Source organism: Clostridium mucosae (genome assembly GCF_024622765.1).
GTDB lineage: Bacteria > Bacillota > Clostridia > Clostridiales > Clostridiaceae > Clostridium.
In genome coordinates this window covers 259,854-273,137 of record NZ_JANKAF010000003.1, presented here as the reverse complement: position 1 = coordinate 273,137, position 13,284 = coordinate 259,854, and the positions used below count along the sequence as shown (strand labels likewise).

At 26.4% G+C, this 13,284-nt stretch carries 13 protein-coding genes; 3 read left to right on the top strand and 10 right to left on the bottom strand.

Annotation, left to right across the window (positions count from 1 at the left end; genetic code table 11):
- Positions 1–160: 160 nt before the first annotated feature.
- The 10 genes from NSA50_RS06130 to NSA50_RS06085 form a co-directional block, all read right to left on the bottom strand.
- Positions 161–1,342 (bottom strand): MFS transporter, encoded by a 1,182-nt coding sequence (locus tag NSA50_RS06130; RefSeq protein ID WP_195428938.1) that lies wholly within the window; start codon positions 1,340–1,342, stop codon positions 161–163.
- Positions 1,339–2,280: a glycoside hydrolase family 113 gene (locus NSA50_RS06125; RefSeq protein ID WP_257443762.1), complete on the bottom strand. Its 942-nt coding sequence runs from the start codon at positions 2,278–2,280 to the stop codon at positions 1,339–1,341. Before NSA50_RS06125 ends, NSA50_RS06130 begins: the two co-directional genes overlap by 4 nt.
- A gap of 17 nt (positions 2,281–2,297) precedes the next feature.
- The gene (locus NSA50_RS06120) at positions 2,298–2,882 is read right to left on the bottom strand and encodes a hypothetical protein (RefSeq protein ID WP_195428933.1); all 585 of its coding nucleotides are present in this window, start codon (positions 2,880–2,882) and stop codon (positions 2,298–2,300) included.
- 88 nt (positions 2,883–2,970) lie between these two features.
- Positions 2,971–3,825: a carbohydrate ABC transporter permease gene (locus tag NSA50_RS06115; protein ID WP_195266815.1), complete on the bottom strand. Its 855-nt coding sequence runs from the start codon at positions 3,823–3,825 to the stop codon at positions 2,971–2,973.
- Complete coding sequence (locus NSA50_RS06110) at positions 3,825–4,697, bottom strand: carbohydrate ABC transporter permease (protein ID WP_195428931.1); 873 nt, start codon at positions 4,695–4,697, stop codon at positions 3,825–3,827. Before NSA50_RS06110 ends, NSA50_RS06115 begins: the two co-directional genes overlap by 1 nt.
- An 81-nt stretch (positions 4,698–4,778) precedes the next feature.
- Entirely contained in the window at positions 4,779–6,053 is a 1,275-nt protein-coding gene (locus NSA50_RS06105) for an ABC transporter substrate-binding protein (protein WP_257443756.1), read from the bottom strand.
- Between the two features lie 360 nt (positions 6,054–6,413).
- On the bottom strand, positions 6,414–7,325 hold the full coding sequence (locus NSA50_RS06100) for an ROK family protein (protein WP_195266812.1): 912 nt from the start codon (positions 7,323–7,325) through the stop codon (positions 6,414–6,416).
- 265 nt (positions 7,326–7,590) lie between these two features.
- Positions 7,591–8,301, bottom strand: coding sequence for a GntR family transcriptional regulator (locus tag NSA50_RS06095; protein ID WP_195266811.1), 711 nt, complete (start codon positions 8,299–8,301; stop codon positions 7,591–7,593).
- A 218-nt stretch (positions 8,302–8,519) separates the two neighbouring features.
- A complete protein-coding gene (locus tag NSA50_RS06090; protein WP_257443754.1) occupies positions 8,520–9,455 on the bottom strand; it encodes a type I phosphomannose isomerase catalytic subunit in 936 nt (311 codons plus the stop codon).
- A gap of 251 nt (positions 9,456–9,706) precedes the next feature.
- Complete coding sequence (locus NSA50_RS06085) at positions 9,707–10,465, bottom strand: HAD family hydrolase (protein ID WP_257443752.1); 759 nt, start codon at positions 10,463–10,465, stop codon at positions 9,707–9,709.
- A 186-nt stretch (positions 10,466–10,651) separates the two neighbouring features.
- Between NSA50_RS06085 and NSA50_RS06080 the strand changes: the two genes are divergently transcribed.
- From NSA50_RS06080 to NSA50_RS06070, 3 genes are all read left to right on the top strand, one after another.
- Positions 10,652–10,882: a hypothetical protein gene (locus tag NSA50_RS06080; protein WP_195266808.1), complete on the top strand. Its 231-nt coding sequence runs from the start codon at positions 10,652–10,654 to the stop codon at positions 10,880–10,882.
- A 95-nt stretch (positions 10,883–10,977) separates the two neighbouring features.
- The gene (locus NSA50_RS06075) at positions 10,978–11,136 is read left to right on the top strand and encodes a hypothetical protein (RefSeq protein ID WP_195266807.1); all 159 of its coding nucleotides are present in this window, start codon (positions 10,978–10,980) and stop codon (positions 11,134–11,136) included.
- Between the two features lie 156 nt (positions 11,137–11,292).
- Entirely contained in the window at positions 11,293–13,092 is a 1,800-nt protein-coding gene (locus tag NSA50_RS06070; protein WP_257443749.1) for a methyl-accepting chemotaxis protein, read from the top strand.
- Positions 13,093–13,284 lie beyond the last annotated feature (192 nt).

Here is a 13,284-nt window from a genome sequence, read left to right as displayed (position 1 = left end):
ACCTATTATATATTTTCACTTTACTTAGCTGCTAGTTTTATAACTAACTTTATTAATCTTATATCACAATTAATTACGATTTTAGAAAAATATAATATCAAATTACTCAAATATGATATTATATTATTCAAAATATTATTCAAAATATTATTTTAATAACTTAATAACTAGTACTAAATTTGTTCTTTAAAATTATTATTATACTTAAAATAGTAATAAATAAATATACTATGCCATAAGTATGTATGCCTAAGTATTTCACTAAGCCACCTGTTATTAAATTTATTACAGCTGGAAAAATTGTATAACAAAATAAATTAGTAATTATAAATGCTGTTGAATGCTTATCTTTAGGAACTAAAGTCCAAATTAATTTATTTTGCATAGGAAGTAACAATCCATTTATTAATCCATGCATAAGTGCTAATACCATAATTATAATATAAGAATTAGCAAATCCGAATATAACCCATCTTATAATTAATAGGATTCCTACTAATTTAAAAACATAATTTACATTATCATAAAAATTTAATTTTTCTATAACAGGTAATAGTATAACTTCAAATGCTATCATAAATATTGGAATCAAACCTATAAATGCATCTGGTGCATCTAACTTTATCATTAATATTGGTGTTCCATAATTAACTGAAGCTGCTATTACTCCTGTTAATATACCATAAGTATATATAAATAATCTAAAATCTTTATTTTTTAATATATTTATTATATTTAAATAAGATTTATCTTTAGAAACTACTTTTTCTTCAGATCCTGTTATTTCAGGTAATCTAAAAAATAATATTAATGTAGTTGTTAAAAATATACTAGATATTAATATAGACTTATTAATACCTAGATAAGCTAACGATATTGTAGATACTATTCCAGCTATCCCATAACCTATAGTTCCAAATACTCTAATTTTCCCAAATCTTACCCCGTACTTATTTGATAAATTTAATAAATATTCATCGTTAGCTACACCACTTGGTTGCATCATTATTGTTCTTATAAGATTTATAATAAAAAACAACTTAAAGTTATCTATTTTATATAATAAGAATAAGGTAGCTATATTCATTGAATAAACTAATTTATTGAAAAAAACTAGTTTCTTATACTTATCAATAATTGCTCCCCAAACAAAAAATGTGAATATAGATATTAACGGCAATACACCAAGTATAATGCTTATTTCTCCATCACTGAACCCTTTAACTGATGCCATAAATAATATGAATACATTATTTATTATTGAGTTTCCTATGCTTCCTAATATATATGTTGAAGAAAAAACATTTACTATCTTATTTATATTTTTACTTTTGTTATTCAATTTTCAAAATAACTTCTAATAATTTTTTCAGCTAATTTATGCTTTACACTATAATCTTTAGGAAGACTTTTTTCTTTAGTACTTTGTAATCTCATTGGCCAATCCCAAAAACAAAATCCATTTACAAAATCCCTTTTAGAACTTTCCTCTAAAAGCTCATAATAAAATTTATACTGCTCTTCTTCACTTGATTCACCATCTAAAATTAAAGTCCAATCATTTGGAAATTTTCCTGCACCTTTAATAGATGGACAACCAGCTTCTGAAAAAAAGAAGGGCTTATTGTACACATTAACTACAGTTTCAATTCTATCAAGTTCCTTAGATATTGTTCCAATTGGATAATATCCAGATGATGATATATAATCTAATGCATCCCACCACTTAACATTATGTTCTTGATATTTATCACAGTTATATGTTAATTTACCACTATACACTTTTCTTATTTTACTTATTAAACTTCTCCATTCCGTTTCCCTATGATCTGTTCCAACAAGTTCACATCCAATTATCATCATATCAACGTCATTTTTTTCAGAAAACATACTATAATTCATTAGATATTCATTGTAGCTTTCGAACCAATCACTCCATTTTGGCTCACATGGTACATCCTCATCGAAGAATCTAATATAAGCTCTCCAATATCCATCACTTACATTAAGCATTGGTTTTAAAATAATTTTTAGCCCTTTATTTTTTGCATATTTCACTAATTCAGATAATTCCTCCTCCACTGGCATATGATCTCCTTGCCAATATATTTTTGTGGAATAGCAATGCTCTTGAACAGCTGAAAAAGCAAAAGTTATGGTATTTATATTACATTTATCTACCTGATAATCTATTTCTTTTTTCACATCTTTAATTACAACATCATTTTTCCAATTCCAAGTTATAAAATTAAAACTCTTAATTTCAAAGTCTTTCTTCATCATTAATCTCCTTTTATTTAAGAAGCTAACTTAGAGTTTAGCCTCACAAATATTAAGGCAAATATGCTAAAAGAAAATAATACTAAAATCTCTTTAAATGCAACTCCAAGCGATATTAAACTTATAAATAATAAGACTGCTGTTATAAGATTTTTAGGATTCTTAAACATCAAAACTAATACATTTAAGTAACTTTTCTTTTCTTCATTAAAAAGTAACTCCACTCCATAGTAACTCCAATAAATACTTATCATAGAGAAAATATACATAAGTAATATGTTGATACTTGTAGCCATTGGCATATTTACTCTTCTTAATAAAAATATTGCTATTACTAATGTCAATGAATATGCTCCAGTTAATAACCCTTCTTTTTTATAAATTTTCATATTCTTTATCATTAAAGTGTTAAAATGCTTTACTAGGCTTGAGTATCCATCAACTTCGCCTTTTAATAACTCATTCATTACTTCAATTACTGAAAAAATAACTGGAACAAGTGTAAAAGAAAATAATCCTAAAGTAAGATAAATTAATGCAATTATATTAGTTATCATTATTACATAAAGTGAATTAACGAATCTAAATGTCTTATTATTCATAAGCCAAAAACCTCTCCTAATTATTAAATGTAAATTATTAAACTCAACTTATTAAAAATAAATTGTTAAAGCTATTTATAAATTCTATTTATTTAACCGCTCCATCTGTAAAGCCATTATAAATATATTTTTGTAATAATAAGAATACTATTGCTGTTGGAATCATTATTAATATAACTCCAGCTGCTATTACATTCCATTGTCCACCATATGGTCCTATAAATTTATATAAAGATGTCGCAACAGTTCCAAGTTCTTGGCTTGGTGCATATAAAAATGGTGTGTAGAAATCATTATAGATAGCTACTCCTCTTAAAATTATAATTGTTGCTATGGCAGGTTTTAATAAAGGTAATATCAATCTATTAAATATATAAATATAAGATGCTCCATCAAGCATTGCAGCTTCATCATTTGCAATAGGAATTGATTCCATAAATTGCATCATTATATAAATACTCATTACATCTGCTCCTAAATAAAGAACTATAGGAGCCCAAATAGTATTATATAATCCTAATTTAGATATTATTTGGAATGTTGCTACCTGTGTTGTTACCATAGGTAAAAACATTGGTAATAAATATATAAGTAAAATTGCTTTCTTTAATTTAAAGTCAAATCTTTGAAGTACAAAAGCTACCATTGCTCCTAATAAAATAGTTCCTGCTAATGAAATGACCATAATGAAAGCAGTGTTCATAAATCCTTTTAGCATACCTCCGTCTACAAAGGCCGTTATATAATTAGAAAAATTAAACATATTTTCAGGCAATGATAGTTTACTACTTGAATAAAACTCCTCATATCCTTTAAATGAGGCCAAAAATATAGTTACTATTGGAAGTATAAATATGAATGCTGCCAATATACATGATAGGTATTTAGTTACGCTCCAAGCTATTTGACTTACTTTTGATTTAAGTATATCTTTATCACTCATTATTTTTCCTCCTTAAAGAAAATATTTTGTATAAGTGCAACAGTTCCAACTATGAACATAACTACTACAGCCATTGCTGATGCTTTACCCACTTGATTAAATTTAAATGCAGTGTTCATTGTTTCGATTACAAATGTTGAACTTCCATTAGCTCCACCTGTCATTATATACGGCATTTCAAATACTGAAATTGCACCTGAAATATTAAGTATTAGATTTAGCTTAATTATATTTTTTACTGATGGAACTAATATATATTTGATCTTATGCCATTCCCCTGCTCCATCTATTTCTGCTGCCTCAAGCACTTCTGTTGATACTGATTGCATTGCTCCCAAGAAAATAATAAAGCTATATCCTATATATCTCCAAATAGATGTAAATGCTAATGAGTAATTAACTACATTTTCATTTCCAAGCCATAAAGTTATATATTTCTCTAAACCTATCATTTTCATAAGTGTATCTAATGTTCCTTCAGGTTGGAAAAAGAATAAGAACATTAGTGAAATTGCAACTCCATTAATTAAATATGGGAAAAAGAATACTGATTTAAAGAAACCCTTTCCTCTTAACTTTGAATTAACTAATACCGCTAGATAAAACGCTAAAATTAATTGAATAATTCCACCTACAAAGTAGTAAATACTATTTTTAAAAGCTCCAAAAATATCTGGATTACTAAATATATCTATATAGTTTTGTAATCCAACAAAGGTCTTAGTTCCATACCCCTTCCAGCTTGTAAAACTATAAGTTATCATATTTATAGCTGGCAAATAAGTAAATAGTAATAAAAATGTGATTGGTACTATTAGAAATAGAAATATTATTATTCTTCTTTGTTGTTTATAATCTAATCTACTAAACAAGACCCTATCCTCCTATTTGTCATAATAAGAATTTCAGTTTAGGAAATTTTCCTAAACTGAAATTTAAATTTTTCTTATTTATTAATTTGATGCTGCCTTACTCTTATTCCAAGCATCATTATATTTTTTAACTACTGCTTCGAAATCTGCACGACTCTTTTTAGCTGCAATAACTGCTTCTTGAATATAAGAACCTTCCCAGAACTTAATTCCAGCATTATTTGCTACTTCTGTTGTTAAATCACTTGCTGCTGGATCTGCTTCTGCTGGATCTGCAAGCATTAATTCAACGCCTGATTCTTGATAACCCTTAACTACAGCATTCTTAGACTCTTGTCCCTTTTTAGCTGGTATCAATCCTTCGCTATCAGCATATCCTGATGTAGTATAGAATTTAACAAAATCTTTTGCTTCTTCTTTATGTTTTGAATGTGAACTTACTGCAATAAATTGATCTGGACCAGCTTCTGCCTTTAACTTACCACTATTATTAACAGGGAATGGTGCTATTCCAATATCATCTGGGTTAGATGATAATCCTTGAATTTGTGGAACTGCCCACATACCTAAAGCCATCATAGCAATTTTTCCATTTGCCATATCTGATTTTGATTGTTCCCAGTTAGTTGTAGTTAAATCTCCTTCAACCCATCCACTACTTACAAATTTATATAAAATCTCTAAAACGTCACCTGTTGGTTTTCCTGCTAACAAAGTATCATCCATTTTACCCATATCTCTATAATAATATGGATTTCCATATGCTACTGAAGCAACTGAATCATATTGACCTAATGGCCATTTATCTTTAGAGTTAATTGCTAGTGGAACTACGTCTCCCATTTTAGCAAGCTTGTCCGCTAAATCGTAAATCTCATCTATTGTTTTTGGAAATTCATTATAACCTGCTTGAGCTACAACTTTTTTGTTATAAACTATACCTGTTGCTCCTAAACCATTTGGTAATCCATAAACATTATCTCCATCAGCTCTTTGTGTAACACCTTGATAATCCTTTAATTCGTCTACTGTTCCTAATGGTTCAAAAAATTGTGATAGTTCTGTACTTGTTATTGCAGGTAATATATTAAGTACATCACCATAATCTTGAGTATTCATTCTTGTTTTTACAACACCTTCGTAATCAGTTATTCCTTCCCACTCAATTTTTACTCCAGTCTTCTCAAAATACTCATCACCTATTTTTTTAAGAGTAGTATCAATAATATCTGTTCTATGAGTTAAAACCTTTAATGTAACACCCTCTTCTTTTGATGTTCCTTTTGAACTACAACCAGCAAAAAGAGTCATAGCAAAAATTGATAAACAAATTGTGCTTATTAGTTTCTTTTTCATAAATCTCCCTCCCAATAAATAACTTTATAAATTACATTTTAGAAAACGTTTCCTGCAGATACATTCTACATCCTTCTTCTATAAATGTCTATACTTTTAACTTGTGTTAAATATACTTTTATTTTGATAATTGCATATTTTGACCCTCATTTTATTAATAAATATTTCAAAATTTAACTATTTTTTATAAAATTATTAATAATGCAAAGCTAAATTATCTTAATATATGCAATAATTAAGATATGCCAACAAAAAATAGCCAGAAATAATATTGTATTATTTCTGGCTATTAAATAATTAATAAATGTATATAACTCCCTTAATTCGGAATATAACATAATAGAACTTATATATTTTTTATTATATTTTATTTCTTTGCAAATAATTAAATAATGCACCTAATAAATTTGCATCATTTTCAAATTTACACTTTTCAATTATAGGTCTAACCTTTGCATCTGATAAATCACCCATTATTATATCTAGTTTTTCATTTATTCTATCTATGAAATCTGGTCTGCTACTTATTGCACCTCCAAGAATAATTTTCTCTGGATCATACATGTATTGAATATTAAATATACCTAATGCATTATTTAAATAAAACTCATCTATAGCATTAATACAATCTAAATCTCCATTTTCAGCTAACTCAAAAACTTTTTTCCCATCTATTTCGTCTTCATTAATATTTTTTAATTTAGCCACATTTTCTAATAGAGCTCCAACCGCTCCAGTCTTACTCCAACTTTTAAATCTTATATTATTTCCTTCTTGAATTCTTTCTAAAATACAATATCCAAATTCTCCACCATGTAAATTATTTCCTTTATGGATTTTTTTGTCCTTTATAACTGCTCCTCCAATTCCTGTACCGCATACTACAAATAATACATCATTATTATCTTTAGCAGCTCCTTTCCATACTTCTCCTAGGGCAGCACAATTTGCATCGTTTTCTATTTCTAAAGTTAATCCTAATTCTTCACCAAATATTTTCTTAAAGTTTGGTCCATGAATACAAGGTAATGCACTTGCTCCTCCTATTAACCCTGATTCACTATCTACTCCTCCTGGTGCACTTACTGCAACTCCAATTATGTCATGCTCTTCTTTTGCTTTGTTAATTACATTAATCATAGATTCTTTGAATAGCTCAAAATCATTCTTTGCTGATTTATAACTTCCTTTTGATAAAAATTCTCCTTCTTCAGTCATAATTGCATACTTTACACTGCTTCCACCAATATCAAATACTATATAATTATTCATACCTTTCCATCTCCCCATTATTAAAATCTTTATATTATAATTTTACACGCTTATAAAAACGTTTTCTATAGTATTACAAATTAAAAACTACTAAACATAGTAGTTTTTATAAACAAATAAAACTTTATATCATTATTTAAATAATATATAACAATTTTGTATTTACTTTATCAATATAAATATTGTAATAACTTTTTATTTATATTTTTTATTTATATTTTTTTATGTATTACACATTACTTGCAATTATTTAATAATACTATACCTATCTTACAATTATAGCTTTAAATTCATATGTATCATATCTATGTCTTGAAAATGAATATTCAAATACTTTCCCATTATCTAAATATCCTATTCTTTCAACTTCTAAAACTGGCTCATCATTTTCTAAATTTAAGTATTCCTTATCTATTTCATCTGATTTTCTAGCTCTAACAGTTGAGTGAGAACTTTGTATTTTAAAATTCATTTTATCTTGTATATAGCAATATAAAGAACCTTCTGCATCAGATCTTTTTATTCCTGGAAAAAGATATAATGGCATATAGGTCTTCTCAATTACAACAGCCTTATTATCAACATATCTCACTCTATGTATGAAGCATACAAAATCATCTTCATCTATTTTAAGATTCTCTGCAACTTTTGAATCTGCATTTATTATCTTAAAGTCTAATAATTTACTTTTTATTTCATGCCCTGCATTTGTTACTGTTAAACCTAAAAATTGATTTTTAATAGCTAAATCTTCAATTTGATCCTGAGACATATCCTTTACAAAAGTACCTGCACCTCTTCTTTTAACTATTAGTCCTTCCATGACTAATAAATCTAATGCTTTTTTTACAGTCATCTTACTAGCATTAAATTTTTCACAGAGCTCTTTTTCAAAAGGTAATTGCTCATTTGCTTTATATTCGCCATTAGTTATTTTCTCCTTTATATAAATGGCTATTTGCTCATACTTAGTCATACTTTTCTCCTTATTATTTATATATCATAGATTAATTTGTTTTTCCTTATAAAATAAATTATATTTCAATTTATAATTTCAAATTGCTAAACTCAATTATTTAATTGTTATTATATACTATTAAATATATAGCTACAATTAAAATTATACCCCTGAATGCAGAATAATTGTAATTTCCAATATTCTTTTGACTTCAGGGGTAATTAACTAACTCATAACTATACTGGATAACTCTTTAAAACAGTAACATTACCTTTTATCTTATATTCTCCTAAAGTTGCTGGAATTAGATAGCTATCTCCCATTTTTATAGTTTCTGAAAAATCTTTTCCTTCTATTATTCCTTCTCCTTCAACGCAAGTGTACATATCAAATTTTTCAATATCACTTGAATCTTCATACTCTGAAGTAATTGATATCTTTTCTATTCCAAAATACTCATTTTTGCATAATAAACTATGGTTATATCCATCATAGTTCATTACTTCTTTTTCACTTAAATTCTCACATTGAAGATCAAAATTTATAACATCTAATGCTTTTTCAACATGAATTTCTCTTGGTCTTCCATAATCATATACTCTGTATGTTACGTCACTATTTTGTTGAATCTCAGCTATTATAACCCCTTCACATATAGCATGAACTAATCCACTATTTATTAAAAAGCAATCACCTTTTTTAACTTCAATTTTATTCAAATAATTTTCTACATTATTATTTTTTATAGCTTCTTCAAATTGCTCTTTAGTACAATCCTTTGTTCCAACTATTAATGATGCACCTGGTTTAGCATCCATTACATACCATGCTTCTGTTTTTCCATAATCACCTTCATACTTTGCTGCATATTCATCTCCCGGGTGAACTTGTACAGATAATTTTTCTTTTGAGTTAATGAGTTTTATAAGTAAAGGAAATTTTTCAAGTGTTATCTTTCTTCCGACAAGTTCATGTCCATATTTCTTTATTAAATCATCAAAGCCTATTCCTTTTAATGAACCATTTGCAACAACTCCAGTTCCATTTGGATGACATGCTATATCCCATGTTTCTCCTATTTTACCATCTGGCATATTATCCCTAAATGCTTCAAAATCTCTACCACCCCATATTTTTTCATAATAAAGATTTTCAAATTTAATTGGATACATTAATCTTCCTCCCTTGTAACTATTCATATACTCTTACTATATGTATACTATACAATAAAGATATATACTTTTAAACACATTTCCTATACTTTTTAACAAAAATTTTTTATTATGCATTTGACACTACATAATCTTTTGGTAATTTCCATAATATAGTTAATAATATTGATATTGATATTGATATACTTATTATAGTATAAATATCCAAATAACTTCTTTACAATATATATTATATACTTTATATTTTTAATTTATAAAATATACTTTTCTATACAATCTGCTACAGAATCAACTAAATATGACACATGTTCCTTAAGTTCTTTTTCTACATGATGAAATGTAAATGAATTTTTAGTTATATTAAACATAGAAACATCATTCCATGAATCACCTATTGTATATACATCTTCATCTTTTATAAGTTCTTGATTAGAAAGATACTTTATTCCATTTCCCTTTGAACATCCTAATGGTACTATATCTATATAAATATCATTTCTGTATGCAATTATTTTATCTCCATAATTTTTATTAATTTTATTTTTTAGTTCTTCTATTTCTAATATATCTTTTGTAGGACTATATATAGAAATTAAGCTTAGTTTCTCTTTTATTTCATCTATTGATTTTACTCTTTTCTTTTTAGGATATGGTAAATTATCTCCATCAGTTAATAAATATGTATTAAATCCCGATTCTACTGAAATAGCTACATTCTCTTCTCTTATTTCATTTATAATGCTATTAATCACATTCTTTTCAATTATTTCTTGCCTGATTTTAGTACCTAAAGCATCTACTATTAAAGCTCCATTTAGTAATACATAGTAATTTGCAAATATCTTATATTCATCTTTTAACATTTGTACTCCATTGTATGGTCTTCCTGTTGAAACTACTAATAAATCTTTTTTTCTTTGAAGCTTAATTATGGCATCTTTATCCCTTTTTATTACTTCATTATTATTTATTAATGTTCCGTCAAGATCTGTCGCTAGTAATTTGATCATTTGTTCCTCCAATATATTTTGATATTTTCATCCTATAATTTTACCATATTATAACTTAAGTTTTTATAAATAAATTTTTACAACATCATATTTTAATTTTAAATAATCTTTATGCATTTTTAGAAGATAATACTAGGAATTAAAAACTTCATATTTCAAATAATATAAGTATAAGGAGGGATTAATATGCCAACAAAACCTAACTCAAAAAAGATTTATTTACCTAATGAAAGAACTGGATATGCACCAGAAAAACATTCTTTGGTTAGCCATGGTAAAGTTGAAGGACCATCAAGTCCATTACCTAGTACAGTCGAAGATGATATAGTTGTAAATAATATTGCTTATATGGAATTTGATTATACAGAGCAACCAGAAGTAGATCTAGAAATTGATACAAATGCTCCAAGTAAATAAGCTATATTAATTATGTAATACCCCCCAAAATAATTTATACGTCAATATTTCTCTAATTTTTAAAATAGTAATTTATTATAAAGGAGAGATACAATATGTCTAACAATAAGAAAAAACGAACTGATGGTAAAGCACCAATGAAAAATAAAAGTTTTGCAGTTCCTGTAACTTCAAATAATACCTCTACCTCATTTTATGAGTATACAAAAAAAGAGCAAGTTGCTAGAAACACTAATAAAAATCAATTATATTAATAAACAAATATATACAAAAATAAACTAATATTACGTTTAAATGGACAACTACTAAATTATTAAAGGAATTTTCCGATAATTAAGATAGTTGTCTTTTTTTATTTTTGCACAATTTATTTTAAAACAAATTATATTTGGAACTTATGGGAGGGTTATATGAAAAAACTTTTTAACATTAAAAATAGAAAGAAAGGAAACAAATACAAATTACGAAAAAGCTCAAAAGCAAAAAAAAATAAAATAACTAAAATTAATAGACTAAATAAAATATCAAATAGACTTATAGGTTGTTTCCTTTTAATTATAGCTTTAATAATATTTATCTGGGGATTAGGACTTTATAATATGAAGCAAATTAACGACGCTTCTGAAAAGCTTTACTTTAATAATACTTTAGGTATAACTTACATAAATGAACTATCAGAAAATTCCACTTATAATTATCTTGCTAGTAAACAATTAATTATAAGTAGAGATGATGATTCTAATAAAGTATTAATACAAAATATTTATTATAATAATCAAAGAAATTCGCAGCTTATTCAGTTATATATTAATTCAATTACAAAAGAAGAGGATAGAGAAAGATTTGATGAAATAATATCTTCATTAAAGGAACTAGAAGAAAGCAGTAATCAAATAATTTCATTAGTTAAAGAAAAAAAATTTACTGAAGCAAATGATCATGCATATGATTTAGATACTAGCCGCGGAAATTTTACTATAAAAATAGATAGATTAGTAGAATTAAATAGTAAGTGGGCCCAGGAATCCATAATATCTAATGAAACTATTTATAATAACTCATTAAAACTTACATTAATCGTAATAATAATATCAATCTTAATCACTTTAATATCATCAGCAAGAATTACTCTTAGAATTTCTAAATCACTAAAGAAAATAATGGATTTATCTAATAGAATTGCAAAATATGACTTATCAGAATCTATAGAAATAAATTATAATGATGAATTTGGAGCCATTGGTACGTATCTAAATACAGCACAAGAAAACTTAAAGAATATAATAAATTCCGTTAAAAATAGCACCGAAATGGTTAACTCTTCAAGCGAAGATTTAGCTGCCTCCATAGAAGAAGTAACATGTCAATTTGATTTGATAAGTGAATCTTCTAATGATATTAATTCTACAATTCAAGAAACTAGTGCTATAACAGAAGAGCTATCAGCTTCAATTTTAGAAGTTAGTGCTAGTATAGATGTACTTTCAGAAAAAGCTACTGATGGAAATATTAATTCTGAAAAAATTCAAAAGCGATCAACTAATATTAAACAAAATACTGAATATGTTATTGATAATACAAGCAACTTATATAAAGATGTTGAAAACGATATAAAAGCATCAATTGAAAAAGGAAAAATAGTTAATGAAATAGTTAATATGGCTAACTCTATCGAAGAAATTGCAGAACAAACTAATCTTTTGGCTTTAAATGCTGCAATTGAAGCAGCTAGAGCTGGTGAACAAGGAAAAGGTTTTGCAGTAGTAGCTGAAGAAGTTAGAAATCTAGCAGAACAATCTCGCTCCTCAGTACAAACCGTAAAAGATACTATAAAACAAGTTCAAATAGCCTTTAATAATATAACTGATAGTAGTAATAAGCTATTACAATTTATGAATAATGAAATAATGAAAGAATTTAAGGGATTTATTAAAGTTGGTGATAAATACGAAAAGGATGGAATATTTATTAAAGGAATGAGTGAAGATATTGCTGCAATGTCAGAGGAAGTATCCGCTACAATGATTGAATTAAATGATGCTGTTCATTCTGTTGCTTCAATGACTCAAAATTCATCTGCAAATGTTAATTCAGTTAAAGATAGCATAAATGATACTACAAATGCTATAATTACAATTTCTGAAACTGCTCAAAATCAATCACAATTAGCTCAAGACCTTCTAGAATTAATATCACAATTTAAACTTTAAATAAATCTGAATGTCTCCAAACCATAATTTAATAATTAATTTTGAGATTCTCTAAACAAGAAGAACCTAATAAGATTTAATTGTTCTTATTAGGTTCTTTTTATTTATTATTTTAACTTATTTAATTTTCATATATAACAAATTATTACTTTTAGTACTAGTTATTTATAGATAATCCATTTATTATTCTTG

Excerpts from the sequence above, each read along its gene's own strand:
- NSA50_RS06125 (WP_257443762.1), bottom strand. The coding sequence starts at position 2,280 with ATGAAGAAAGACTTTGAAATTAAGAGTTTTAATTTTATAACTTGGAAT.
- NSA50_RS06120 (WP_195428933.1), bottom strand. The coding sequence starts at position 2,882 with ATGAATAATAAGACATTTAGATTCGTTAATTCACTTTATGTAATAATG.
- NSA50_RS06115 (WP_195266815.1), bottom strand. The coding sequence starts at position 3,825 with ATGAGTGATAAAGATATACTTAAATCAAAAGTAAGTCAAATAGCTTGG.
- NSA50_RS06105 (WP_257443756.1), bottom strand. The coding sequence starts at position 6,053 with ATGAAAAAGAAACTAATAAGCACAATTTGTTTATCAATTTTTGCTATG.
- NSA50_RS06100 (WP_195266812.1), bottom strand. The coding sequence starts at position 7,325 with ATGAATAATTATATAGTATTTGATATTGGTGGAAGCAGTGTAAAGTAT.
- NSA50_RS06095 (WP_195266811.1), bottom strand. The coding sequence starts at position 8,301 with ATGACTAAGTATGAGCAAATAGCCATTTATATAAAGGAGAAAATAACT.
- NSA50_RS06090 (WP_257443754.1), bottom strand. The coding sequence starts at position 9,455 with ATGTATCCAATTAAATTTGAAAATCTTTATTATGAAAAAATATGGGGT.
- NSA50_RS06085 (WP_257443752.1), bottom strand. The coding sequence starts at position 10,465 with ATGATCAAATTACTAGCGACAGATCTTGACGGAACATTAATAAATAAT.
- NSA50_RS06080 (WP_195266808.1), top strand. The coding sequence starts at position 10,652 with ATGCCAACAAAACCTAACTCAAAAAAGATTTATTTACCTAATGAAAGA.
- NSA50_RS06075 (WP_195266807.1), top strand. The coding sequence starts at position 10,978 with ATGTCTAACAATAAGAAAAAACGAACTGATGGTAAAGCACCAATGAAA.
- NSA50_RS06070 (WP_257443749.1), top strand. The coding sequence starts at position 11,293 with ATGAAAAAACTTTTTAACATTAAAAATAGAAAGAAAGGAAACAAATAC.